Raw genomic sequence first — 24,947 nt, 5'->3', positions numbered from 1 at the left:
GATCCCCACGATTTGCTGCGCGAACCGCGGGCCCCGTATGCACTTCCAATCCCCGCCCCTGCCGGGGCGCCCCCTTACCAAGGGGGCTCTCCTCCGTCCTGCCAACGCAAGGAGTTCGTCATGCATGAATCCCGTTCGAAGTTTGTAGCGCTCGCATGTGCGCTGCTGTGTGCACTCTCGCTGTCCGCATGCAAGCCACAGGCGCCTGCGGAGCCTCCCGCAGCGCAGCCGGAAGCCACCGCCCCCGCGCCCGCCGCCGATGCCCAGCCCTCGGCGCAAAGCGCGCCGTTCGACGTGAAGGCCTTCGCCGGTACCTTCACCGGCACCCTGCCCTGCGCCGACTGCCCCGGCATCGACACGCGCATCGTGCTGGCCGCCGACGGCACCTACACGATCACCGAGTCGTACCAGGAACGTTCGGCGCCTGAACTGAAAGGCGACGGCACCTGGACCGCCGAAGAGAACAACCAGCGCCTTCGCCTGGACCCGAACAGCAAGAGCGACAACGACCGCCTGTTCGCGATCCTCTCGCACGACGAGATCCGCCAGCTCGACATGGAAGGCAAGCCGATCGAGAGCGCGCTGCCGTACAACCTGAAGCGCGAAGGCGCCGCGCAGTAACGCATCGGGTGCGGCGCGCCGCCCGTCGGGGCGCCGCGCCGCGTGACCGCTGCCGGCGGCCCGGTGCGTTGTTCCCTGCGTGCTTCAGGACGGGGGCCTGGGTGCAGCGTGTCGACATCGCGGCCGGAGGCGCCGACACGCCCCCGATCCGGCCGACGCGCCTTCAAGGCGCTGGAGAGCCGCCATGTCCCATGCACCCCGTCTGTTCGCCGCCGTCCTGGCCTGCACGGCGAGCCTGAGCTTCGCCGCACCCGCGTTCGCGCAGGAACCGCCCCGTGCCGTCGTGTCCATCTACCGGCCCGCACCGGGCAAGCAGCTCGATTTTCTCAAGTGGATGGCTGCACGCGAAGCGGTTGCGCGCGAGGCCGGGATTCCGGCGCAACAGTGGTACGCGCACATCAGCGGCGACAGCTGGGACTTCCTGGTCATCGGCCCCAACCTGGACGATGCCACGTCCGACAAGGTCGACGCGCTGGAGCGCAAGCGCGGGCTGAAGGTCGGTCCTGCGGCCTCGCTGGAGTTCCGCCAGGTAATGGCCTGGCACACCGACACGCTGGCGGCCGGCCCGATGACGGCGTCGCAGCTCATCGACGCGGCGGGCAAGCCGTAGCGCTTGAGCGCCAGCGGCGACTCTGAGATAACGGCGTCCCATTGCAGTCAACGGCGTGCTTCGCCGCAATCGCATGTCCCGCTGGCGCCCCCCTGGCGAAAAAAGCACCGCGTTGATCACCCGTTCCGGCCACGACCGGCTGAAGGCCGAGCTGGACGAGCTGTGGCGCGTGAAACGCCCGGAAGTGGTCGCGGCGCTCGCCGCGGCCGCCGCCGAAGGCGACCGCTCCGAGAACGCCGAATACACTTACCGCAAGAAGCAACTTGGCGAGATCGACCGCCGCGTGCGCTACCTGAGCAAGCGCGTGCCCGCGCTGCGCGTGGTGGACACCGTGCCCAGCGATCCGGAAGCGGTGTTCTTCGGCGCGCGCGTGGAGATCGAGGACGTCGCCAGCGGCGAATCGCAGCGCTACCGCATCGTCGGCCCCGACGAGACCGACGCCAAGGCCGGCTGGATCAGCATCGATTCGCCGCTGGCGCGCGCGATGCTGAAAAAGCGCCTGGACGACGAGTTCGAGGCGATGCTGCCGGGCGGCGCGGCGCGGTTCGTGATCGTCGAAGTTTCCTACGATGACGGCCGGGACGGCTGACGGCATCGTCCTGCGCGAGGCCACGATCGCCGACGCTGCGGCGATCAGCACACTGGTGAGCGCGCTGACGCGGCGCTGGATCGCCCCGGATTGCGACGAAGACGGGATCGCGCGGCTGCTCGATTCGATGGCGACGCAGCGCATCGAAGAGCGGCTGCGCGAGGGCCATCGCCACGTCGTCGCCGAACGCGACGGCCGCATCGTCGGCGTCGTCGCCCTGCGTTTGCCTTCGCACCTGTACTACCTGTTCGTCGCCGAGCAAGCGCAGCGGCGCGGCGTCGCGCGTGCGCTGTGGGACGCGGTGCGCGTCGCCGCCGATCCGGACGCGCCGGTCACGGTCAACGCCTCGCTGCTCGCGGTGCCTGTCTACCGCAAGCTGGGCTTCGAACCCGCGGCGCCGGAACAACACGATCGCGGGATTCGCTTCGTGCCGATGCGCTGGGTTCCGCGCTGACCGTTGCCCGTCATTCCCGCGAAGGCGGGGCTTTTGGGCCGCCGCACGGCGGCACTCTCCATGGACGTTCCACGCTTCCACCCAAGCACGGCAGACACCACCCCTTGCCCGTCATTCCCGCGAAAGCGGGAATCCAGCGACTTTCCACGCTTCAACCCAAGCACGACAGACGCGCCCCTTTGCCCATCATTCCCGCGAAAGCGGGGCTTTTGGGCCGCCGCACGGCGGCACTCTCCAGCGACGTTCCACGCTTTCACCCAAGCTCGGCAGACGCGACAACGCCCTCATCAGGCGCTCATACCGGATAGCCGGAGCAAAGGCACTGGATTCCCGCTTTCGCTGGAATGACGTTTTGCAGCGCCCCCACCGTCCCTTTTTTCGCGGGAACAACGCCGTCGGTGTTGTAGCGTGTACGCCCCACCAATTCCCCACCCGCATGGACCACGACCAGCTCCAGGGCCTGCTCACCGCGCTCGCGATCGGCCTGCTGATCGGCGTGGTGCGCGAGCGCCGCCACGGCGAAGGCCCCGCCGTCGCGGGCATCCGCACGCACGCGATGGTCGCGCTCGCCGCGGCGGTGGCGACGATGCTCGGCGTGGCGGTGCTGGTGGCGGTGACGCTGGCCGTCGGCGTGCTGGCGGTGGCGGCCTACCTGCGCACGCGCGGCGCCGATCCCGGCATGACCGGCGAAATGGCGCTGCTGGTCACCACCATGCTCGCCGCGCTCGCGCAGTCCGAGGGCTCGCTGGCCGCCGGCCTGGCGGTGATCGCGGCGGTGCTGCTGTTCGCCAAGTCGCCGCTGCACCGCTTCGCGCGCGACATCGTCAGCGAACGCGAAGTGCAGGATGCGTTGCTGCTCGCCGCCGCCGCGCTGGTGGTGCTGCCGATGCTGCCCGACGAGCCCGTCGACCCGTGGGGCGTGCTGGTGCCCTCGAAGCTGTGGAAGCTGGTCGTGCTGGTGATGGCGGTCGGCATGCTCGGCCACATCGCGCTGCGCGCGGTCGGTGCGCGCTGGGGATTGCCGGTGGCGGGCTTCTTCTCCGGTTTCGCCTCGTCGACGGCGGCGGTCGCCGGCTTCGGCCAGCGCACGCGCGAGGAAGCGGCGCTGACCGGTGTTTCGGCCTCCGCGGCCTTGCTGGCCAACCTCGCCTCACTGTTGCTGCTGACCGGCATCCTCGCCACCGCCGCGCCCGCGCTGCTGCGGGCCAGTGCGTGGCCGCTGGCCGCGGCCGCCGGCGTGCTGGCGATCACCGCCGCCATCGGCCTGCGCCGCCAGGCCGAAACGCCGGCGCTGCCGCACGAACCGCAAGCGCGCGCGTTCAAGCTCAGCCACGGCCTGTTGCTGGCCCTGATGATCGCCGTGGTGCTGGTGCTGTCGGCGTGGCTGCGCAGTGTGTTCGGCGACATGGGCGCACTGGCGACGGCGGTGCTGGTGGCGCTGGTGGAACTGCACGCGGCGGCGGCGAGCATCGCGCAGTTGTCCTCCGCCGGCGGGCTGACGATGACGCATGCGCAGTGGGGCATGGCCGGGCTGCTGGCCTCCAGCGCGATCGCCAAAACCGTGCTCGCCTTCGCCAGCGGCAACCGGCGCTACGCCTTCTGGGTGGGCGCGGGGCTGGTGGGAATGGCGGTGACGTGCGGCGTCGTGACGGCGCTGGTCACGGCGACGGCCTGACGGCCCGGCGGCGACGTCCGAAGTCCCGCGCGCAACGCGTGATCGCTTGCGCGCAAGACCGAATCGGCGGATCGCAAGGGAAATCTGCTTGCGCGCGACGCGGCGCGGCGCAAGCGCGTCTTAGTCGTCGAACGCGACCTCGCCGAACAGGTCGTGCTCATCGGCGCCCATGATCTCCACGTCGACGAACTCGCCCGGCTTCAGCCCGGCCATGAAGCCGTTCTGGATCTGCACCAGGCCGTCGATCTCCGGCGCGTCGTACATCGAGCGGGCGATGGCGAGTTCGCCGTCCAGTGCGTCGACGATGCAGCGCTGCGTCGTGCCCACCTTGGCCTCGAGCCTGGCCGCGGAAATCTCCGCCTGGCGCTCCATGAAGCGCGCCAGGCGCTCCTGCTTCACTTCTTCCGGCACCGGGTCGGGCAGCGCATTGGCCGTCGCGCCGTCCACCGGCGAATAGGCGAACGCGCCCACGCGATCGAGCTGCGCCTCGTCGAGGAAGTCCAGCAGCTCCTCGAACTCGGCCTCGGTCTCGCCCGGGAAGCCGACGATGAAGGTCGAGCGGATGGCGATGTCCGGTGCGATCGAACGCCAGCGCTGGATGCGTTCCAGCGTCTTGTCCACGGCGCCGGGGCGCTTCATCAGCTTGAGCACGCGCGGGCTGGCGTGCTGGAACGGGATGTCGAGGTACGGCAGCAGCTTGGGCATGCCGTTGGAACCCGTTTCCGCCATCAGCGCAATGATGTCGTCCACGTGCGGGTACGGATACACGTAATGCAGGCGCGTCCAGATGCCCAGCTCGCTCAGTCCTTCGCACAGCGCCTTCATGCGCGTCTGGTACGACTTTCCGCGCCACTCGTGCTGCGCGTACTTCACGTCGACGCCGTAGGCGGACGTGTCCTGCGAGATGACCAGCAGTTCCTTCACGCCGCCCATGGCGAGCTTTTCGGCTTCGCGCAGCACCTGATCGACCGGGCGCGACACCAGGTCGCCGCGCATCGACGGGATGATGCAGAAGCTGCAGCGGTGATTGCAGCCTTCGGAAATCTTCAGGTACGCGTAGTGCTTGGGCGTGAGCTTGATGCCCGTGTCGGGCACCAGGTCCAGGAACGGGTCGTGCTTGGGCGGAAGCGCCGCGTGCACGGCGTTCATCACGCTGCCGTAGTCCTGCGGGCCGCTGATGGACAGCACGCCGGGGTGGGCTTCACGGATCTGCTCGGGCTTCTTGCCCAGGCAGCCGGTGACGATGACCTTGCCGTTCTCGGCGATGGCCTCGCCGATGGCGTCCAGCGATTCGGTCACGGCCGAATCGATGAAGCCGCAGGTGTTCACCACCACCACGTCCGCGTCGTCGTAGGTCTGGACGATGTCGTAGCCCTCCACGCGCAGCTGGGTGAGGATGCGCTCGGAATCGACCAGGGCCTTCGGGCATCCGAGGCTGACGAAACCGACTTTGGGATTGGCAAGGGACATGGACGGACCGGAACGAAAGGGCAGCTGGCGGCGGCCCATCACCTTCGCGATGCGAGGGCGACGAGGCTGCGACGGGCGGGAAGGCTGCGGAGTATAGCGTCAGGGATAGAATCGACCTGTCCCCCGACCAAACTGAACAGCGCCATGGCCCACTGGATCGACCTGGAGACCCTGGACGGCCCCGTGCGCGCCTGGCGGGCCGACCCGGCCGGCCCGTCTCACGGTGCCGTGATCGTGTTGCAGGAGATTTTCGGCGCCAATGCGCACATCCGTGCCGTCGCCGAGCGCTTCGCCGCGGCCGGGTTCGTCGCCCTGGCGCCGGCGCTGTACGACCCGGTCGCGCCGGGGATCGAACTGGGCTACGACGAAGCCGGCACGCAGCGCGGCGTCGCCCTGCGCAACGAACTGGGGTTCGACCGCGCGGTGGACATCGTCTCCGCCGCGGCCGAAAGCTTGGGCGAAGAGGGCCTGCGCGTGGGCGCGGTCGGTTTCTGCTGGGGCGGCAGCGTGGCGTTCCTGGCAAACGCACGCCTTGGGCTGCCGGCCGTTTCGTACTACGGCGCGCGCACCCTGCCCTTCCTCGACGAGCCGCTGCGCGCGCCGATGATGTTCCACTTCGGGCAAGCCGACACCAGCATTCCCGCCGACGCCGTCGAACAACACCGCCACAAGCAGCCGCGTGCGACCATCCACGTCTACGCCGGTGCCGGCCACGCCTTCAACCGCGAGGTCGACAACGACGTCTACGATCCGGCCGCGGCGGAAACCGCGTGGCGGCGGACCATCGAGTTCCTCGAGGAGAACCTGCGATGAATCGCAGCGACGCGCACGGCGATTGGCATCTGCACGAGCAGCTCGCGCAGGACACGCACCCGGTCGCGCACCTCGCGCTGAGCGAGCTGCGCCTGATGGACGACGCCAACCACCCGTGGCTGATTGTGGTGCCGCGCGTGACCGATGCGGTGGAGCTGATCGACCTGGACGGCGCGCAGCAGGCCGCGTTGCTGCAGGAGATCAACCTGGCCAGCCATGCGCTGCGTGCGGTGTTCAAGCCGCACAAGCTCAACGTGGCTGCGCTGGGCAACGTGGTGTCGCAGTTGCACGTGCATGTGATCGCGCGTTTTCCCGACGACATCGCCTGGCCGCGCCCGGTGTGGGGCACGGCGACCGCGCAGCCTTATACGCCCGAGGCGCTGGTCACGCGCATCCAGCAGCTGCAGGGCGCGCTGAAGCAGTGACATCGCGCCCGGCCTGCGACATCGAACCGCTGGCCGACGACGCCTGGCTGCTGCGCTTCGGCGACACGCTAGACACCGGGCTCAACACCGCCGTGCACGCGATGGCCGCGCGCCTGCGCAGCGCCGGCCTGCCCTGGCTGCGCGATCTGGTGCCGGCATTCGCGAGCCTGGGCGTGTTCTTCGATCCGGCGATGGACCCGGCCGTGGTGCATGCGCGGTTGCTGGCGATGATCGAGGACGATGCGTCGGGCGATGGCCTGCCCCTCCCCCTGCGCACAGGGGCCGGAGACAACAGCAACGCAACGAACCTCGTCGAAATCCCCGTGCTCTACGGCGGCGAACACGGTCCCGATCTCGAATCCTCCGCCGCCGAACTCGGCCTGACGCCAAGCGAACTGATTCAACGCCACACCGCCGGCGAATACACCGTGGCGATGATCGGCTTCGCGCCGGGCTTTCCTTACCTGTCGGGCCTGGATCCCGCGCTGGCGTTGCCGCGACTGGCGACGCCGCGCGCCAGCGTCGCCGCGGGCAGCGTCGCCATCGGCGGCGCGCAGACGGGCATCTACTCGCGCGAAAGCCCCGGCGGCTGGCGCGTGCTCGGCCGTACGCCGTTGCGTCTTTTCGACCCCACGCGCGAGCCGCCGACGACGCTGCGACCCGGCGATCGCGTGCGCCTGCGCGCCATCGACGCGGATGAATTCGCGCGCCTCGAACAAACCGACGGAGCACGCGCGTGACGCGTGCCCTGCATGTCATCGCACCCGGCCTGCTCACCACGGTGCAGGACCTCGGGCGTCCCGGCTGGCGACACCTGGGCGTGGCGTACGCGGGCGCGCTCGATGCGGATGCCGCAGCGCTCGCGAATCGGCTCGTGGGGAACACCGCCGGGACCGCCGTGCTGGAACTGACGCTGCGCGGACCGACGCTGCGACTGGACGCACCCGCGCGGATCGCGATCGTCGGCGCGCAGATGGTGGCGAAGCTCGACGGCGAAGCGGTGCCCTGCGGACGTCCGGTCGACCTGCCCGCGGGCACGCTCGAACTGGGCGCGCTGCGCGACGGCGCGCGGGCCTGGCTGGCGATCGACGGCGGGATCGACGTGGCGCCGGTGCTGGGCAGCCGCAGCACCGATCTGCGCGGCGGCTTCGGCGGCGTGGACGGCCGGGCGCTGCGCAGCGGCGACGTCCTGCCGCTGGGCGAGGCCACGGCGCGCGACATCCACACACCGCGCGCACCGAAATGGTGGATCGACCCGTCGCACGACACGCACCTGCCGATCCGCTACCGCCCGTCCGCGCATGCGGCCGCGGCGGCGTTCGCGCGGCGCGGCTGGCGCGTCAGCGCGAGCAGCAACCGCCAGGGCCTGCGCCTGCAGGGCGATGCGCTGGCCGTGCCGACCGCCGACGGCGTGTCCGAGCCCGTCGCGCCGGGCACCATCCAGCTGCCGTCCGACGGCAACCCCATCGTGCTGCTGGCCGACGCCCAGACCGTCGGCGGCTACGCGAAGCTCGGCCACGTCATCGCCGCCGACCTGCCCCGTCTGGCGCAATGCATTCCGGGACAGACGCTCCACTTCGCGCCCTGCGATGCCGCAACCGCCCATCGGCTGGCTTGCGCGGCGCGTGCGCGCCTCGCCAGAATCGGCGTGATGATCGATGCGCGCCTCGCCGCGGTCTGAACCCACTCCCTTCTTTTCAAGCAACCTCCAGGCTCGACTTCCATGAAATCCCATATCGTCGGCGCGCTGGTGCTGGTCGTGATCGGCACCCTGTTCCTGCTCAACAACCTTGGCTTCACCGACATGAGCCTGGGCCGCCTGCTGATGACCTGGTGGCCTGCGATCCTGATCGTGGTCGGCCTGGGCATGCTGTTCAAGCGCGGCTGAGGCCGCGCGGCGACACCGTCGTGGCCGTGCGCATCGACTTCAACTGCGACCTGGGCGAAGGCTGCGGCGACGACGCGGCGATCCTGCCGCATGTCACGTCCGCCAGCATCGCCTGCGGCGGCCACGCGGGCGACGAGGCGAGCATGCGCGAAACGTTGCGCCTGTGCCGCGCGCACGGCGTCGCGGCGGGCGCGCATCCCTCGTTCGAGGATCGCGAGCATTTCGGCCGGCGCGTGCTCGACAAAGCGCCGGCTGAAATCGCCCGCACGGTGCGCGAACAGATCGAACGACTGCGTGCCATCGCCCGCGAGGAAGGCGTCGCGCTCGCGCACGTCAAGCCGCACGGCGCGCTGTACAACGTCGCTGCCGACAACCGCGACGTGGCCAACGCCATCGCCGCAACCGTGGCCGCCATCGACCCGGCGCTGGTGCTGTACGGCCTGTCCGGCTCCGCATTGACGCGGGCCGGTGCGGAACACGGCCTGCGCGTGGCCCACGAAGTCTTCGCCGAGCGCGGCTACGACGCACGCGGCCGCCTGCGCCCGCGCGGCACGCCCGGCGCGGTGATCGAATCGCTGGACGACGCCGTCGCGCAGGTGCGACGCCTCGCGCTGCACGGCGAAGTCGTGGCCGATGACGGACGCGTGGTGCCGGTTCGCGCCGACACGCTGTGCCTGCATGGCGATCGCAGCGATGCGGCGGAATTCGCCCGCGCCGTGCGCGCCGCGCTGGAAGCCGACGGGATCGCCGTGCGCGCATTCGGGGCGGCGGCGTGAACGACGCCATCAACTACTGGCCGCTGCTCGGCGTCGCCTGGGTCGTCGTCGGCTTCGTGCTGCGCGCCAACCCGGTAATCGTGGTGGTCAGCGCCGGACTGGTCAGCGGATTGCTGGCGGGCAAGTCGATGGGCGAACTGCTCGCGCTGCTGGGCGAAAGCTTCGTCTCCAACCGCGCGCTGCTGATGTTCGCGATGACGCTGCCGACCATCGGCCTGCTCGAACGCGCCGGCCTGCGCGAGCACGCGCTGCGCTGGATCGCGCGCTGGCGTGGCCTGACGCTGTCGCGGCTGCTCGCCGGTTACCTCGCGGCGCGCCAAGGCTTGAGCATGATCGGCCTGATCGACATCGCCGGACATGCGCAGACCGTGCGCCCGCTGCTGGCGCCGATGGCGGAATCGGCGGCGAACAAGCCCAACGGCCCGGTCTCGCGCGAGGACACGCAGAAGGTGTACGCGCTGGCCGCCGCGACCGACAACGTCGGGCGCTTCTTCGGCGAGGACGTGTTCCTCGCCTTCGGCGCGGTGCTGCTGATCCAGGGCTTCTACGCCGAACACGGCATTCATCTGGAGCCGCTGCAGATCGCGCTATGGGCGATTCCCACCGCCATCGCCGCGTTCGTGATCCACGCCGTGCGCATCGTCTTCTTCCAGCGCGGGCTGGACCGCCGCACCGCCGCGCGCCGCGCCGCGCAGCCTTCCGCGGAGCGCGCCGATGCTGTCGATTGAGCATTTCTATGCACTGCTTGCGCTGTTCCTGCTGTACGCGGGCCTGCGCAACCTGCGCGAGCGACGCTACGCGCACGCGGCGTTCTGGACCCTGATCGCGGTGCTGTTCGCCGCCGGCCGGCCGGTGCTGGATGCCGCGAAGGCCGGCGACAAGCTTCCCGCGCAGTGGGCGGGCGCGGCCGTGATCGCGCTGGCGTTGCTGGCCACGCGCATGCGCCGCGAGCACATCGAGGAAGCGCCGGAAGCGCAGCGGCTGGCATCGGCATTGCGACTGGGCCATCGATTGTTCGTGCCGGCGCTGATCATCCCGGTGGTGACGGTGCTGATCGTGCTGCTCGGGCCGAAGATCGCCATCGGCGGTACGCGGCTGTTCGGCGAAGGCAGCATCACGCTGATCGGGCTGGCCATGGCCTGCGTGCTGGCGACCTTCGCGGCGATCGCGGTCACGCGCGAGCGCCCCGTCGCCGCGCTCGGCGAAGGCCGGCGCCTGCTCGACACGATGGGCTGGGCGGCGCTGCTGCCGATCGTCCTGGCGACGCTGGGCGGCGTGTTCGCGGCCAGCGGCGTGGGCGATGCGGTGGCGTCGATCGTGTCCATGCTGATCCCCGCCGACAGCCGTCTCGCCTGCGTGCTCGCCTACGGGTTGGGCATGGTGTTGTTCACGGTGATCATGGGCAACGCGTTCGCCGCGTTCCCGGTGATGACCGCCGGCATCGGCCTGCCGCTGCTGGTGCAGGAACACGGCGCGGCGCCGGCCATCCTGGGTTCCATCGGCATGCTCACCGGCTACTGCGGCACGCTGATGACGCCGATGGCGGCCAACTTCAACCTCGTGCCGGCCGCGCTGCTGGAGCTGGACGATCCCAACGCCGTGATCCGCGCGCAGTTGCCGACGGCGATTCCGCTGCTGCTGGTGAACCTCGCGCTGATGTACTGGCTGGCGTTCCGATGAGCGCGACGCCGATGCCGCATGTGCTGCTGACCGGCTTCGCGCCCTTCGGCGGCGAGACGACGAACCCGAGCTGGGAAGCCGTGCAGGCGCTGGAAGGCGAGGTCGTCGCCGGGCATCGCATCGTCGCGCGTTGCCTGCCGGTGGAGTTCGACGCGTCGCTGCCTGCGTTGCGGCACGCACTGGACGAACTGGCGCCGTCGCTGGTGATCTGCGTCGGCCAGGCCGGCGGACGTGCGCAGCTGTCGCTGGAACGCGTGGCGATCAACGTGATCGATGCGCGCATTCCCGACAACGCCGGTGCGCAGCCGGTCGACGAGCCGGTGGTGATCGACGGCCCGGCCGCGTACTTCACCGGGCTGCCGGTGAAGGCGATGCTGGCGGCGCTGCGCAACGCGGGCGTTCCGGCCGAGATTTCGCAGACCGCCGGCACCTACGTCTGCAACCACGTCTTCTACGGACTGATGCACGCGCTGCGCGATGTGCCGGGCACGCGCGGCGGTTTCGTCCACATCCCCTACTCGCCCGCGCAGGCCGCGCTGCACGCCGGTGCGCCGAGCCTGCCGGTGTCCGTCGTCGCGCAGGCGCTGCGCATCGGCGTCGCCATCGCCCTGACCATCGAACACGACGTCCGCATCGGTGCGGGCGCCACCCACTGAAAGGACCTTCGAGAATGCGTAAACCGTTCGCCGCCCTGCTCGCCACGGCGCTGCTGTTCCCCACCCTCGCCTGCGCCGCGTCGCAGTCGTTCTACGACAAGAAGGCCGCCGAAGCCGGCGGCGCCGGCCAGCGCACGGTGAGCCTGTACGTCGACGTCGACCTGGGCGCGCGCAAGAGCGGTTCGGCGGGCGAACTCAACCAGGCGCACAAGGCCTTCAACGCGAACGGCTTCGATGTGGTGAGCGTGGTCGGCTACACCGAGAACGGCGACTTGCAGGGCTTCTTCGTTACCTACGTGCGGCGCTGAGGGACGCAACCCCTCACCCCAACCCCTCTCCCGCAAGCGGGAGAGGGGCTTCACCTCGCGGCGCGCCTCAGCGCTTCTTGCCCGCGATGTACTTCTGCAGCGCCTCGGCGCGCTGCGCCGACGCCGGATGGCTGTCGAGCAGCCCGGTCTTCTGCGCACCGCCCAGCTTCTTCATCGCCTCGACCGCGCCGTTGGGATCCAGATTGTGGCGGAGGAGGAAATCCACGCCGTACTTGTCGGCTTCGGTCTCGTTGCCGCGGCTGAACTTGGCCTTCACCACCGCCTCGCCGAGCGCGCCGAGCTGCGAAGACGCCAGCGCACCGACATTGCCGCCGGCCGCGGCCGCACCCTTGCGCGCGGCGCTGGTGAGGTAGGTGGTCTTGAAGCGCTCCAGCGAGTGCCCCTTGCGCACGTGCCCGATCTCGTGGCCGATCACCGCCATGAGTTCGTTGTCGTTGGGCATCAGGTCCATCAGGCCGGCGAACACGCGCACGGAACCGTCCGGCGTGGCGAAGGCGTTCACGTCCTTGACCATGTAGACCTTGAAGTTGAGGTCGAGGCCGTCCTCGTGCTCCATGCCCTTGGTCAGCCGCGCCAGCCGCTTGGCGTACTGGCTGCTGGCGGGCGCGACGGTGTTGTCCTTGTCCATCTGCACCACCGACTGGGCGGACAGCTGGCTGACTTCGGCGCTGGACATGGTCAGGCCCTTCACCGCGTCGCCGCCGGCTTCGAGCATCTTGTCGTTTCCGAGCAGGGCGCCGAGCTTGCCGGCGTGGGCGACGCCGATGCACAGCGTGCAGGCGGCAAAAAGCGAAATCAGTCGTTTCATGTCGTTCCTTCAGATGGGCGGGATGAATCACGCGCAAGGCTGCTTGATGCCTTTTTCCGCGGCCATCAGAGAGATTCGCAGGCAAACAAAAGGCCCGCGTTGGCGGGCCTCTCGATGCTTTTCCCGGGCGGGATCAGGTGCGCGGCAGCGTCACGCCGACCTGGCCCTGGTACTTGCCGCCGCGGTCCTTGTAGGAGGTCTCGCAGACTTCGTCGGACTGGAAGAACAGCATCTGCGCCACGCCCTCGTTGGCATAGATGCGCGCGGGCAGCGGCGTGGTGTTGCTGAATTCCAGCGTGACGTGGCCTTCCCATTCCGGCTCCAGCGGCGTCACGTTGACGATGATGCCGCAGCGCGCGTAGGTGCTCTTGCCCAGGCAGACGACCAGCACGTCGCGCGGGATGCGGAAATACTCGACCGTGCGCGCCAGCGCGAAGGAGTTGGGCGGGATGATGCACACGTCGCTTTCGATGTCGACGAAGCTGCCGCTGTCGAAATGCTTGGGATCGACGATCGTGGAGTTGATGTTCGTGAACACCTTGAACTCGCGCGAGCAGCGCACGTCGTAGCCGTAGCTGGAGGTGCCGTAGCTGACGATGCGGTGCCCATCGGCGGCGGTCTTGACCTGGCCCGGCTCGAACGGTTCGATCATGCCGTGCTGTTCGGACATGCGACGGATCCAACGGTCGGACTTGATGCTCATGCGGTGCGTGCGGGCTCGGGCGTGGGAACGGCGATTGTGTCAGCCGGGGAAGGCCGGGGCCAGAGGCCCCGGGGTTCAGATCAGCGAGGCCGACAGCGGCGTGGCCACGCGCGGGCGCAGGGCCAGCTCGATCGCCATGCGCCGGGCCGTGGCGCGGTACGCGGCGGCCGCGGCGCTGTCGGGCGCGGCGACGACCACCGGGGTGCCGGCATCGCCCTGTTCCCGGATCGCGATCTCCAGCGGCAGGCTGCCCAGCAGCGGCACGCCGTACTGCGCGGCCATGCGCTTGCCGCCGCCTTCGCCGAACACGTGCTCGGCGTGGCCGCAGTTGGAGCACACGTGCACGGCCATGTTCTCGACCAGGCCCAGCACCGGCACGTTGACCTTCTCGAACATCTTCAGCGCCTTGCGGGCGTCCATCGTCGCCACTTCCTGCGGCGTGGTGACGATGACCGCGCCGGCCACCGGGATCTTCTGCGCCAGGGTGAGCTGGATGTCGCCCGTGCCCGGCGGCAGGTCGACGATGAGGTAGTCCAGGTCGCCGCCGAGCGATTGTCCCCAGCGGGTCTCGCCCAGCAACTGGGTCAGCGCGGAGGTCGCCATCGGGCCGCGCCAGATCATCGGCGTGTCCTGTTCGACCAACAGGCCGATCGACATGGCCTCCACGCCGTGCGCCTGCATCGGCTCGATGCTCTTGCCGTCGGGGCTGTCGGGGCGGCCGCTGAGGCCGAGCATGGTCGGAATGCTGGGGCCGTAGATGTCGGCATCGAGCACGCCCACCCGCGCGCCTTCGCCGGCGAGCGCCAGCGCCAGGTTCACCGCGGTCGTGGACTTGCCGACGCCGCCCTTGCCGGAGCCGATGGCGATGAGGTTGCGCACGTTCGTCAGCGGCGAAAGCTGGGGCTGCACGGCGTGCGAAACGATGCGCGGATGCAGCTCCAGCCGGGCCAGCGTCGCGCCCTGGGCGGCGAGGAGCGCGGTGATCTCGCGCTCCATCCACGGCCGCAGATGGGCACACGGGAAGCCCGGGGCGATTTCGACCACCACGCGACCCTCTGCTTCGACCGCGCGGATGCGCGCGCCGGTCTGGGCCAGGGTGAGGTCGGTGTCTGGGAGCGGGAGCGCAGCGATTCGGTCTTGCAGGGAATCCATCACGAAGACAGCCGGAAAGTAAGACCGCCATTCTACGGGATCGCCGGCCAAGCCAACTTTTGATTGCGCAATGCACCACTCACGGTTGTATTTTCGGATTGTTCCGATTCTTCCCCGCTCCGCGCATTGCGATGGTCCCAGCGCCACGAAGGCGCGCGCCGCGATCCCATCCGCGCCGCGATCAACCATCGCAAGGGGAAAACATGAAGTCGATTCCGCAGTCCGCCGGGCGCACGCGCCTCTGCCTGGCCATCGCCGCACTGCTGGCGCCCGCCTGCGCCCTCGCGCAGACACCGGCGCCCACCGATCTGGACAAGGTCACCGTGACCGGCTCGCTGATTCCACAGACGCAACTGGAGAACTTCACACCGGTGACGGTCGTTTCGGCCGAGGACATCCAGGTACGCGGCTTCACCAGCGTCGCGGACGTCCTGCAGCAGTCCACGTTCCAGACCGGCGGCCTGCAGGGCGGGCAGACCTCGGCCGCCTTCACCCAGGGCGCCGAGGCGGCCGGCATGTTCGGACTGGATCCGGGCTACACCAAGTACCTCATCAACGGCCGTCCGATGGCCAACTACCCCGCGCTCTACAACGGCAGCGACACGTTCAACAACATCAGCGGCATTCCGGTGGATCTGGTGGAGCGCATCGAGATCCTGCCCGGCGGGCAGTCCTCGCTGTACGGCTCCGACGCGATCGCCGGCGTGATCAACATCATCCTGAAGAAGCAGGTCGACGGACTGTCGCTGAACCTGCGCGGCGGCTGGTACGACGAGGGCGGCGGCGACAGCCTGCGCCTGAGCGCGTCCGACGGCTGGAGCGCGATGGACGGCCGCCTGCAACTGCTCGCCGGCCTGCAGATGGAAACCCGCGATCCGATCTGGGGCCATCAGCGCGAGCTCACGCGGCAGTACAACCCACGCGGCACCTCCGCGCCGCTGGCCAGCCGCGACTACGTGGTGATCAACGCTTCGGCGCGCAACACCTACCTGTTCCTCGATCCGGCTCAGTGCGGCAACGTCACCGGCCAGTTCGACGGCACCGAAGCGCTGCAGATGCGTCCGGGCTTCGGCGCGTACTGCGGTTCGTTCAGCACGCCGGGCTATCGCACGTTGCGCAACGGCAAGGACAGCGCGCAGCTATACACGCACGCCACCTTCGACGTGAACGACGCCGTCCGCCTCTACGCCGACCTGCTCGCCGGCCAGGAAAACGTGGACTACGCCACCGGCTCCAACTACACCTGGTGGGGCACGAGCGCGAAGTACGGCTACTTCTACGATCCCGATCGCCGCGCCCTGCTCAACCTGCAGCGCGCGTTCGCGCCGGAGGACATAGGCGGGCTGGGCTTCGCCGACATCATGAACACCGACCGCAACCGCTCGACCATGATCACGCTGGGCGCGCAGGGCCAAGCCGGCGGGAACTGGGACTGGGACGTCGGCTTCACGCGCAGCGACTACCGCCTGCGCGAACACCAGTGGGCGCGATTCGCCGATCCCATCAACGCCTATTTCGAACAGCACGTCCTGGGACCGAAGCTGGGCATGCGCGGCGCCTATCCGATCTTCCGCCCCAACTACGCCGCGTTCTACCAGCCGATCTCGCCGGCCGACTTCGCCGGCTTCACCGGCTATGTCGACACCGACAGCAGGACCTACGACAACCTGCTGCGCGCGCAGCTGACCAACACCTCGCTGTTCGCGCTGCCCGGCGGCGACGCGGGGCTTGCGGTGGTGGTCGAGGCCGGCACGCAGGGTTGGGAATACCGGCCCGATGCGCGACTGGTGCAGGATCCGGACACGCTGAAGTCCCAGGTGTGGGGCCTCACCTCTGTCAGCGGCGAAGGCGATCGCGACCGTTACGCGGTGACCGGCGAACTGCGCCTGCCGCTGTGGAAGCCGCTGACGCTCACCCTCTCCGGCCGCTACGACGCCTTCGACGCGAACGGCCGCACGATCGACAAGCCCACCTACAGCCTGGGCATCGAATACCGCCCGATCGAAAGCCTGCTGCTGCGCGGCAAGTACGGCACCGCGTTCCGTGCGCCGACGCTGTCGGACATGTTCCAGGGGCCGAGCGGTTACTACAGCTCCACCACCGACTACTACCGCTGCTACCAGCAGGACCCGCGCTACACGCCGGGCAACACCGACGATTGCACTTACGATTCCTCGCAGTTCTTCGGCCAGCAATCGGGCAATCCGGACCTGCGTCCCATCGAGGCGGACGTCTGGAATGCCGGCCTGGTGTGGGCGCCGACGACGCGCCTGTCGATGTCGCTGGACTACTTCGTCTGGGACATCCGCGACGAAGTCGACCAGCAAAGCGCCGACCAGCTCATGCTTGCCGAATTCTTCTGCCGCACCGGTGGCGCCAACACCGCCACGGCGAGTTGCGCGCAGGCGCTGGAGTGGGTCAAGCGTGGCGAGAACGGCGAGATCCAGTCGATCCACACGCCCAAGGTCAACGTATCTCGGCAGAAACTGGAAGCCGTCACCGCCAGTGCGAACTACACCCTCGACCTAGGCCGCCACGGCACGCTGAACTTCGCCGGCCACTACACCAACAACCTCGAGCACACGGTCACGCCGCTGCCGGGCGACGAACCCATCGACCTGCTGCGCGATCCCTACGCCATGTGGCTCTACGACAGCTATGCGAAGACGCGCGCCGACGCCTCGCTGGGCTGGAACATCGGCAAATGGACGACGACCGCCTACGCCAACCGCATCGGCAAGACGCCCAACTACCTGGCCTACAGTTCCAAGTCATGGGACTACGTGCACCCCGGCGGACAGAAGGCCGGCTGGTGGGCGCCCTACACCACCTGGAACCTGAGCCTGAACTACGACGTGAACGACGACATCCGCCTCTCGCTGCTGTTCAACAACGTCCTGGACAAGACGCCGGAGCATCAGGCCGCCAATTACCCGGGCACGTCGGGCACGCCGTTCAACAACTACCTCTACAACCCCTACGGGCGATCCATCTACGCGGAGATGCGCTACGAGTTCGGCCACTGAAACCGCCCTTCCCCGCCACCGGACCGGTGGCGGGGTTCGCGCGCCGAACGCGGCCGAACAGTGCCTACGAGCGCACGCTCCATACGCCATGGGATGCGGTATAACTGGCGCGAACCGAATCCCTGGGAGGGGACACATGCTCACCAAGAAGCCCGCCAAGTTGCTCGCCCTGCTGTTGCTGACGCTGCCGCTGGCCGCGTTCGCGCAGACCTCGCCGGTCGGCCAGTGGACCACCATCGACGACAAGACCCAGAAGCCCAAGTCGGTGGTCGAGATCTACGAGGCGAAGGACGGCAGCCTGGCCGGGCGCGTCACCGAGATCCTGCAGTCCGATCGCGGCCCGAACCCGCTCTGCGACAAGTGCTCCGGCGACCGCAAGAACAAGCCGGTCAAGGGGATGGTGATCCTGTGGGGCATCAAGCAGAAGGGCGAGACCTGGGAAGGCGGTCAGATCCTCGATCCGGCCAGCGGCAAGGTCTACTCGGTGAAGGTCACGCCGGTGGAGGGCGGAAAGAAGCTGGAAGTGCGCGGCTTCATGGGCTTCTCGCTGCTGGGCCGCACGCAGACCTGGTCGCGGCGCTGACGCCGGCACCGCTGCACGTTGCACGACGACGCCCCGGCCTGGCCGGGGCGTTTCGTTTCCGCCACCGGAACGCCGCGGGGCGCATGCGATAATCCCGGGCTCACTTCGCTCACCCATCCCCCATGTCCCGCGAGTTCGTCGTTTCCTGCGCCCTGCCCTACGCCAACGGGCACCTGCACCTGGGCCATCTGGTCGGCTACACCCAGGCCGACATCTGGTGCCGCGCCCAGCGCATGGCCGGCCACAAAACCTGGTACGTGTGCGCCGACGACACCCACGGCACGCCGATCATGCTCGCCGCCGAAAAGGCCGGGCAGACGCCGGAATCCTTCATCGCCGGCATCCAGGCCAGCCACGAACGCGACTTCGCCGACTTCGGCGTCGCCTTCGACCATTACGACTCGACCAACTCCGAGCGCAACCGCATCCTCACCGAGGCGATCTACGCCAAGCTCGACAACAACGGCCACATCGCCCGGCGCTCGGTCGCGCAGTTGTTCGATCCGGTCAAGGGCATGTTCCTGCCCGACCGCTACGTGAAGGGCATCTGCCCCAACTGCGGCACGCCGGACCAGTACGGCGACAACTGCGAGAACTGCGGCGCGACCTACTCGCCGACCGAACTGAAGGAACCGCGCTCGGTCATCAGCGGCGCCACGCCGGAACTGCGCGAGTCGGAGCACTTCTTCTTCGAAGTCGGTCAGTTTGAGTCGTTCCTGCGTGAATGGCTGTCGGGCGACGTCGCATTGCCGGGCGTGAAGGCCAAGCTGCAGGAGTGGCTGGATGCCGAGGGCGGCCTGCGCGCGTGGGACATCTCGCGCGATGCGCCCTACTTCGGTTTCCAGATTCCCGGTCACCCGGGCAAGTTCCTGTACGTCTGGCTGGATGCGCCGATCGGCTACCTGTCCAGCTTCCAGGCGCTGTGCGAGCGCGAAGGCCTGGACTTCTGGTCCTACCTGCGCCGCGACAGCACGGCCGAGCTGCACCATTTCATCGGCAAGGACATCGTCAACTTCCACGGCCTGTTCTGGCCGGCGGTGCTGCATGGCGCGGGCTTCCGTGCGCCGACGCGCCTGCACGTCAACGGTTACCTCACCGTGGACGGCGCGAAGATGTCGAAGTCGCGCGGCACCTTCGTGATGGCGCGCACCTACCTCGATGCCGGTCTCGAACCCGAAGCGCTGCGCTACTACTACGCGACCAAGACCGCCGGCGGCGTCGACGACCTCGACCTGAACCTGGCGGACTTCATCGCCCGCGTGAATGCCGACCTGGTCGGCAAGTTCGTGAACCTCGCCAGCCGCTGCGCCGGCTTCATCGAAAAGCGCTTCGACGGACACCTCGCCGATGCACTGCCGGACGCGGCGATGTACGCGCGTTTCGTCGAGCAGCTCGCACCGATCGCGCAGGCCTACGAACGCAATGAAGCGGCCACCGCGCTGCGCCTGACGATGGCGCTGGCCGACGAAGCCAACAAGTACATCGACGAATGCAAGCCGTGGGTGCTGGCCAAGCAGGACGGCGCGGACGCGCAGCTGCAGGCCGTGTGCACGCAGGGCCTGAACCTGTTCCGCGTGCTCAACGCCGCGCTCAAGCCGGTGCTGCCGCGCGTGACCGCGCAGGCGGAGGATTTCCTCGCCGCGCCGGTGAAGACGTGGAACGACCTCGCCGCACCGCTGCTCTCGCACCGCGTCCAGCCTTACGCACCGCTGTTCACCCGCATTGACCCCAAGCACATCGACACCATGATCGAAGCCTCCAAGGACTCGCTGAAGTCCGAAGCCCCCAAGACCGAAGCCCCGGCCAAGGCCGAAACCAAGGCCGCTGCGAAGCCCGCTGCCGCACCTGCGCCCGCCGTGGGCGAAGCGGCGCAGTACATCGGCATCGACGACTTCACCAAGCTCGACCTGCGCGTGGGCAAGGTGGTGGCGTGCGAGTTCGTGGAAGGCTCCGACAAGCTGCTGCGCTTCGAACTCGATGCCGGCGAGCTGGGCACGCGCCAGATCTTCTCCGGCATCCGCGGTTCCTACGGCGAGCCGGAAAAGCTGGTCGGCCGCAGCGTGGTGTTCATCGCCAACCTCGCGCCGCGCAAGATGCGCTTCGGCGTGAGCGAGGGAATGATCCTGTCGGCGGGCTTCGACGGCGGCTCGCTGCACCTGCTGGACGCCGACGCCGGCGTGCAGCCGGGCATGCCGGTGCGCTGAGCGTCGGGATTCGAGATTTGGGATTAGGGATTCGTAACAGCGATACACCACCCGATTCGTCCACGCGAGATCAGATGTCATGCCTTCGCGAATCCCGAATTCCGAATCCCGAATCCCGGAAATCACCGAACGCCTCGACCGCCTCCTCCCGCAGACGCAATGCGGGCAATGCGGTTTCGCGGGTTGCCGTCCGTATGCCGAGGCGATGGCGCGCGGCGAGGCCGATGTCGACCGCTGCCCGCCCGGCGGCGATGAAGGCGCACGTGCGCTGGCGAAACTCCTGGAAGTGCCGGCGAAGCCCTACGACCGCACGCGCGGCGAACACAAACCGCCGCTGGTCGCATTGATCGTCGAGGCCGACTGCATCGGCTGCACCAAATGTATCCAGGCGTGCCCGGTGGACGCGATCGTCGGCGGCTCCAAGCACATGCACACCGTCATCGACCCGCTGTGCACCGGCTGCGAGCTGTGCGTGCCGGCGTGCCCGGTGGACTGCATCGTGATGGTGGCGGCGTAACGGCCGCCACACGCAGCGCCTTACTTCGTCTCGACGACTGCCTTCGTCGCTTCGTCGGCCGCGCAGACCGAGCACACACGCTCGACCGTATACCCCTTCGCGCGCAGTTTCTCGATCACGCCGTCCTCGCCGAGCAGGTGCAGCGCACCGACCACGACGAGCGTCTCGCCCTTCTTCTGCCCGTCGAGCATCTGCTGGATCTGCGGCACCCAGGCGTCGTTGCGCTGCACGTTGACGATGCGGTACGTCTGCGGCGTCTTGTCGCGCATCTCTTCGCGCGCGAGCTTGTCCAGGCGCGCGATGTCGCCAGCGCGCCAGGCGCCGTGAAGGTCTTCGAGCATGCCCGGCATCTCGGTGGGCTTGTCGAGGAACTCCTTCAGCGACGTCACCTGCTCGGCCATCGGCGTGGAATCGAGCACGTTCAACTGCGTGTCCAGCGACTCCAGCCCGCCCGTCGCCTTGCCGCTCGCCAGCGCCTGCTGGATCAGCGTCTGGTCCAGGCCCTTGTCCGGGCGGAACCCCATCTGCTGGGAAATGCCCAGCATCAGCGACAGGTTCACGAACCACGGCTCGTAGCCGTCGAACTGGGCGATCGACGAACCGCGCTGGGCGAGGATGCGGTTGAACTTCTCGCGCATCGCCGCCGGCAGCACCTGGCTGAGCGTGCGGCCATCGGCGTATCCGGCCGCAGCGAGGAATCTCTGCGCGATCGACGGATCCAGCATCTGCTCCGGCGGCACTTCGAACACGACCTTGTCGGACGCTGCGAAGGCCTGGTCGATATCGCCCGACAGCGGATAGTCGCTCTCCCTGAGCAGGTGGAACGACCCCAGCAGATACACCGCGTTGTCACGGTCGGACACCTTCCACAGCAGCGGCACCGGCGGCGTAGCGGCCGGCGCGGCGGCGGCGACCTGCGCCGGCGCGGCCGGCGCCGGGGCATGCGCCTGCTCGACCGCCAGCGCCACCGACATCAGGCCCGCGGCAGCGGCGAGCGAAAGCAACAACAGTTTCAGGCGGCGGCGCATCGGGTCGGTGTTCCTGGTATCACGGAGCGGAATGGGTGTAGGTCTTCTCGCCGGCCTGGATCGCGACATCCAGGCGGTTTTCCGGCGGCGGCAACGGGCAGGTCGCGAAGGCGGTGAACGCGCACGGCGGGTTGCGCGCCTGATTGAAATCCAGCACCACCTTGCCGCCGATGCCGGGCTTGGCGACATCGAGGAAGCGGCCGGCCGGATAGCTGCCGTGCCCGCTGGTGCGATCGGCGAAGACCAGGAACAGCGTTTCCTCGCCCTCGTCCAGCGCTTCGATGCGGTAGGTCTTGCCGTCGCGTTCGAACTCGATCGCGCCCGGATTAGGCACCGCATCGGTGGTGCCGATGATGTTGGCGATCTCCAGCGTCTTGCCCGCCGGGTGCGGAACGAAGCGGCCTTCCACGCGCCAGTCGCGGCTGGTCGGCCAGTACTCCAGGCCGCGGAAGCCGGTGCGGGTGGCGGCATCGGCGTGCTTCACGCGCAGCAGGTAGCGATCGCCGCGCTTGATCACCGTCGCCATACCCTTGCCCTCATCGAAGGCGATCACGCTGGGACCGGTGGGCGCGTCGTCGGCGCGCAGGACGGTGGCGCCGGTGAGCGGCTGGCCGTCGAGCGTCATCGCCGCGCCCTTCTCGGGCACGAAGCGCAGGGTGTTGTTCTGCAGATCGATCATGCCGAAGTGCGACGGCCCCATCGACAGCTTGATGCCGTTACCGGCCGAGGAACCGATGTAGTGCGCGCCCGGCTCGATCCAGTGCAGGCCGATGAGGCTGGTCCAGCCGTCGGCGCGCGTGAGGTCGACGACGCGCTGCTGCCGCACCATGTCCAGCTCGTTCTGGAACGAGGCCTGCGCCGCCTTGGCCTGTTCCGCCGTCGCGGCGTCGTCCTTCTGCGACCCGCAGGCCGCGAGCGTGCCGATCATCATCACTGCGAACATCCTCGAGACGAGCTTCCCCTTCGCCACTGCACTCATTCAACGTCCTCGCAGGAACCAACGGTCGATGTCGGGCAGCGTGAAGCGTGCCCAGGTGGGACGGCCATGATTGCACTGGCCGGAGCGTTCGGTGATTTCCATCTCGCGCAGCAGGGCGTTCATCTCGGGCAGAGTGAGACGCCGGTTGGCGCGCACGGCGCCGTGGCAGGCCATGGTCGCCAGCAGTTCGTCGCGCGCGGCGCCGACGCGGCGCGATTCGCCGTGTTCGCGCAGGTCGGCGAGCACGTCGCGCAGCAACGCTTCGACATCGCCATGGGCGAGCAGCGCGGGCACCGAGCGCAACGTCAGCGACTGCGGGCCGCTGCGCGTCACTTCGAAACCGAGTTCGGCCAGCGTCTGCGCTTCGCGCTCGGCCACTTCGGCCTCGCGCTCGGACACCGCCAGCGTCGCCGGCACCAGCAGCGGCTGCGTGCGCAGGCCTTCGCCGTCGTGTGCGGTCTTGAGTTTCTCGTAGCCGATGCGCTCGTGCGCGGCGTGCATGTCGACGACGATCAGCCCCTCGGCGCTCTCGGCGAGGATGTAGATGCCGTGCAGCTGCGCGATGGCGTAACCCAGCGGCGGCAGCGTGGCGTCTTCGGTGCGTGGCAGCGTGGCGGGCTGTGCGGTCTGCGCGAACGACGGCGCGGCGGTCGCGGCATTTCCACCGCCGTACAGGGCCGCGTAGCCGGCGCGCGTATCCGCAACCTGCATCGGCAACGGTGCCTGGGACGCGCGTTCGAGGTAGCTGTACGACGGCGAGGACGCACCGTATCCGGCGGAGTAAGCGGACGGCGCGCCGGGCCCATCGTTCGCGGGCACGCCGGCGACACCCGCCACGGTGCCGGCGCGCGTTTCCGCCAGCGCGTCCTGCAGCGTGCGGTAGACGAAATCGTGGATCAGGCGCGCATCGCGGAAACGCACTTCGTGCTTGGCCGGATGCACGTTGACGTCGACGCGGCGCGGATCGAGTTCCAGGAACAGCACGTAAGCCGGCTGCCGTCCGTGGAAGAGCACGTCGGCGTACGCCTGCTTGATCGCATGCGCGATGCTGCGGTCGCGCACCGCGCGGCCGTTGACATAGAGGTACTGCTGGTCCGCGCTGGCGCGGTTGTACGCGGGCTGTGCGATCCAGCCGTGCAGGCGCAGGCCCTGTCCGGAGCCCATCGCATGCCCCGCACCGGCGTGGTCGACGCGCAGCGCGTTGCGCGCGAACTCCTCGCCCAGTGCTTCGTGCAGGCGCACTTCGGAAAGCAGGTCGCCCTCGCCTTTCCAGCGCCGCGACGGCTTGCCGTTGTGCGAGACACGCAGCTCGACGTCCGGACGGGCCAGCGCCAGCTGGCGCAGCCATTCCTCGATGTGGCCCAGCTCGGTGCGCTCGGCCTTCAGGAACTTGCGCCGCGCCGGTACGTTGAAGAACAGGTCGCGCACCTCGACCGTCGTCCCCTGCGGATGCGGCTTGGGCGTGATCTCACCGACGCGACCGCCGTCGACTTCCAGCGTCGCGGCGCGGTCGCTGCCGTCGCGGCGGGACGTCAGCGCGAACCGGCTGACCGAGGCGATGGACGGCAGCGCTTCGCCGCGGAAGCCGAGCGTGGCCACGCCTTCCAGGTCGTCGAGCGAAGCGATCTTGCTGGTGGCGTGGCGCGACACCGCCAGCGGCAGTTCGGCGGGCTCGATGCCCTTGCCGTCGTCGCGGATGCGGATGAGTCGGACGCCGCCTTCTTCCAGGTCGATGTCGATGCGACGCGCGCCCGCGTCGAGCGCGTTCTCGACGAGTTCCTTGACCACCGACGCCGGGCGCTCGATGACCTCGCCGGCCGCGATCTGGTTGATGAGGGTGTCGGGGAGCTGACGGATCGTCACGGTGTGGCGATGCGCTCCGGCATCGTCGAGGGAATCGACAGGAATGATAGCCGACGCAATGCCCGCCGACCCGGCCCGGACAAACAAAAACGCCCGGG

General features: G+C 68.8%; 26 protein-coding genes. 19 read left to right on the top strand and 7 right to left on the bottom strand.

What is annotated here, in order from left to right:
* The first annotated feature begins 120 nt into the window (after positions 1-120).
* The 5 genes from AAFF32_RS11240 to AAFF32_RS11220 all read left to right on the top strand — a co-directional run bounded on the left by AAFF32_RS11240 (position 121) and on the right by AAFF32_RS11220 (position 3,949).
* Positions 121-621 (top strand): copper resistance protein NlpE, encoded by a 501-nt coding sequence (locus AAFF32_RS11240; RefSeq protein WP_342315226.1) that lies wholly within the window; start codon positions 121-123, stop codon positions 619-621.
* A gap of 184 nt (positions 622-805) precedes the next feature.
* A complete protein-coding gene (locus AAFF32_RS11235; RefSeq protein ID WP_342315225.1) occupies positions 806-1,231 on the top strand; it encodes a hypothetical protein in 426 nt (141 codons plus the stop codon).
* A gap of 73 nt (positions 1,232-1,304) precedes the next feature.
* A complete protein-coding gene (gene greB / locus AAFF32_RS11230) occupies positions 1,305-1,820 on the top strand; it encodes a transcription elongation factor GreB (protein WP_342315224.1) in 516 nt (171 codons plus the stop codon).
* Positions 1,801-2,274, top strand: coding sequence for a GNAT family N-acetyltransferase (locus AAFF32_RS11225; RefSeq protein ID WP_342315223.1), 474 nt, complete (start codon positions 1,801-1,803; stop codon positions 2,272-2,274). Before greB ends, AAFF32_RS11225 begins: the two co-directional genes overlap by 20 nt.
* 436 nt (positions 2,275-2,710) lie before the next feature.
* Positions 2,711-3,949, top strand: coding sequence for a DUF4010 domain-containing protein (locus AAFF32_RS11220; RefSeq protein ID WP_342315222.1), 1,239 nt, complete (start codon positions 2,711-2,713; stop codon positions 3,947-3,949).
* Between the two features lie 120 nt (positions 3,950-4,069).
* On the opposite strand, the gene rimO is transcribed toward AAFF32_RS11220, so the two are convergent.
* Positions 4,070-5,419 carry a 30S ribosomal protein S12 methylthiotransferase RimO gene (gene rimO, locus AAFF32_RS11215; RefSeq protein WP_342315221.1) on the bottom strand — a complete coding sequence of 450 codons (1,350 nt, stop codon included), beginning with the start codon at positions 5,417-5,419 and terminating at the stop codon, positions 4,070-4,072.
* A 144-nt stretch (positions 5,420-5,563) separates the two neighbouring features.
* On the opposite strand from rimO, the gene AAFF32_RS11210 reads away from it, so the two are divergent.
* From AAFF32_RS11210 to AAFF32_RS11165, 10 genes are read left to right on the top strand one after another with little or no spacing between them, the layout of a single operon-like run.
* Positions 5,564-6,232, top strand: a complete 669-nt coding sequence (locus tag AAFF32_RS11210) for a dienelactone hydrolase family protein (RefSeq protein ID WP_342315220.1) — start codon at positions 5,564-5,566, stop codon at positions 6,230-6,232.
* Positions 6,229-6,657 carry an HIT family protein gene (locus tag AAFF32_RS11205; protein ID WP_342315219.1) on the top strand — a complete coding sequence of 143 codons (429 nt, stop codon included), beginning with the start codon at positions 6,229-6,231 and terminating at the stop codon, positions 6,655-6,657. Before AAFF32_RS11210 ends, AAFF32_RS11205 begins: the two co-directional genes overlap by 4 nt.
* Positions 6,654-7,397: a 5-oxoprolinase subunit PxpB gene (gene pxpB, locus AAFF32_RS11200; protein WP_342315218.1), complete on the top strand. Its 744-nt coding sequence runs from the start codon at positions 6,654-6,656 to the stop codon at positions 7,395-7,397. The genes AAFF32_RS11205 and pxpB overlap by 4 nt, the downstream gene beginning before the upstream one ends.
* Positions 7,394-8,338, top strand: a complete 945-nt coding sequence (locus tag AAFF32_RS11195; protein WP_216958420.1) for a biotin-dependent carboxyltransferase family protein — start codon at positions 7,394-7,396, stop codon at positions 8,336-8,338. Before pxpB ends, AAFF32_RS11195 begins: the two co-directional genes overlap by 4 nt.
* Before the next feature lie 42 nt (positions 8,339-8,380).
* On the top strand, positions 8,381-8,545 hold the full coding sequence (locus tag AAFF32_RS11190; protein WP_199244485.1) for a DUF5668 domain-containing protein: 165 nt from the start codon (positions 8,381-8,383) through the stop codon (positions 8,543-8,545).
* A gap of 20 nt (positions 8,546-8,565) precedes the next feature.
* Positions 8,566-9,321, top strand: coding sequence for a 5-oxoprolinase subunit PxpA (locus tag AAFF32_RS11185; RefSeq protein ID WP_342315217.1), 756 nt, complete (start codon positions 8,566-8,568; stop codon positions 9,319-9,321).
* Positions 9,318-10,049 (top strand): DUF969 domain-containing protein, encoded by a 732-nt coding sequence (locus tag AAFF32_RS11180; RefSeq protein ID WP_342315216.1) that lies wholly within the window; start codon positions 9,318-9,320, stop codon positions 10,047-10,049. Before AAFF32_RS11185 ends, AAFF32_RS11180 begins: the two co-directional genes overlap by 4 nt.
* Entirely contained in the window at positions 10,036-11,001 is a 966-nt protein-coding gene (locus tag AAFF32_RS11175) for a DUF979 domain-containing protein (RefSeq protein ID WP_342315215.1), read from the top strand. Before AAFF32_RS11180 ends, AAFF32_RS11175 begins: the two co-directional genes overlap by 14 nt.
* A complete protein-coding gene (pcp, locus tag AAFF32_RS11170) occupies positions 10,998-11,657 on the top strand; it encodes a pyroglutamyl-peptidase I (protein ID WP_254200147.1) in 660 nt (219 codons plus the stop codon). Before AAFF32_RS11175 ends, pcp begins: the two co-directional genes overlap by 4 nt.
* Positions 11,658-11,671: 14 nt before the next feature.
* A complete protein-coding gene (locus AAFF32_RS11165; RefSeq protein ID WP_216958426.1) occupies positions 11,672-11,965 on the top strand; it encodes a hypothetical protein in 294 nt (97 codons plus the stop codon).
* Between the two features lie 67 nt (positions 11,966-12,032).
* On the opposite strand, the gene AAFF32_RS11160 is transcribed toward AAFF32_RS11165, so the two are convergent.
* From AAFF32_RS11160 to apbC, 3 genes are all read right to left on the bottom strand, one after another.
* Entirely contained in the window at positions 12,033-12,794 is a 762-nt protein-coding gene (locus AAFF32_RS11160; RefSeq protein ID WP_342315214.1) for a M48 family metalloprotease, read from the bottom strand.
* A gap of 133 nt (positions 12,795-12,927) precedes the next feature.
* Entirely contained in the window at positions 12,928-13,497 is a 570-nt protein-coding gene (gene dcd / locus AAFF32_RS11155; RefSeq protein ID WP_216958431.1) for a dCTP deaminase, read from the bottom strand.
* Between the two features lie 75 nt (positions 13,498-13,572).
* The gene (gene apbC, locus AAFF32_RS11150; RefSeq protein ID WP_216958433.1) at positions 13,573-14,649 is read right to left on the bottom strand and encodes an iron-sulfur cluster carrier protein ApbC; all 1,077 of its coding nucleotides are present in this window, start codon (positions 14,647-14,649) and stop codon (positions 13,573-13,575) included.
* A 203-nt stretch (positions 14,650-14,852) separates the two neighbouring features.
* Between apbC and AAFF32_RS11145 the strand changes: the two genes are divergently transcribed.
* The 4 genes from AAFF32_RS11145 (at position 14,853) to rnfB (ending at position 20,979) form a co-directional block, all read left to right on the top strand.
* Positions 14,853-17,675, top strand: a complete 2,823-nt coding sequence (locus AAFF32_RS11145) for a TonB-dependent receptor (protein WP_342315213.1) — start codon at positions 14,853-14,855, stop codon at positions 17,673-17,675.
* A 136-nt stretch (positions 17,676-17,811) separates the two neighbouring features.
* Positions 17,812-18,258, top strand: a complete 447-nt coding sequence (locus AAFF32_RS11140) for a DUF2147 domain-containing protein (protein ID WP_216958437.1) — start codon at positions 17,812-17,814, stop codon at positions 18,256-18,258.
* Positions 18,259-18,380: 122 nt separating this feature from the next.
* Positions 18,381-20,462: a methionine--tRNA ligase gene (metG, locus tag AAFF32_RS11135; RefSeq protein WP_342315212.1), complete on the top strand. Its 2,082-nt coding sequence runs from the start codon at positions 18,381-18,383 to the stop codon at positions 20,460-20,462.
* Positions 20,463-20,541: 79 nt separating this feature from the next.
* Entirely contained in the window at positions 20,542-20,979 is a 438-nt protein-coding gene (rnfB, locus tag AAFF32_RS11130; protein WP_216958441.1) for an Rnf electron transport complex subunit RnfB, read from the top strand.
* A gap of 20 nt (positions 20,980-20,999) precedes the next feature.
* Here rnfB and AAFF32_RS11125 read toward each other — a convergent pair whose 3' ends face one another.
* The 3 genes from AAFF32_RS11125 to mutL are packed head-to-tail and all read right to left on the bottom strand — an operon-like array spanning position 21,000 to position 24,849.
* The gene (locus AAFF32_RS11125) at positions 21,000-22,007 is read right to left on the bottom strand and encodes a TraB/GumN family protein (RefSeq protein ID WP_216958443.1); all 1,008 of its coding nucleotides are present in this window, start codon (positions 22,005-22,007) and stop codon (positions 21,000-21,002) included.
* A 19-nt stretch (positions 22,008-22,026) separates the two neighbouring features.
* Positions 22,027-22,986: a DUF1684 domain-containing protein gene (locus tag AAFF32_RS11120; RefSeq protein WP_216958445.1), complete on the bottom strand. Its 960-nt coding sequence runs from the start codon at positions 22,984-22,986 to the stop codon at positions 22,027-22,029.
* Positions 22,987-24,849 carry a DNA mismatch repair endonuclease MutL gene (mutL, locus tag AAFF32_RS11115; protein WP_342315211.1) on the bottom strand — a complete coding sequence of 621 codons (1,863 nt, stop codon included), beginning with the start codon at positions 24,847-24,849 and terminating at the stop codon, positions 22,987-22,989.
* Positions 24,850-24,947 lie beyond the last annotated feature (98 nt).

The organism is Lysobacter sp. FW306-1B-D06B (assembly GCF_038446665.1).
In the GTDB taxonomy this organism is placed as follows: Bacteria; Pseudomonadota; Gammaproteobacteria; order Xanthomonadales; family Xanthomonadaceae; genus Lysobacter_J.
Note: the sequence above shows the minus strand (reverse complement) of the source record. Positions and strands in the feature narration are given on the sequence as shown.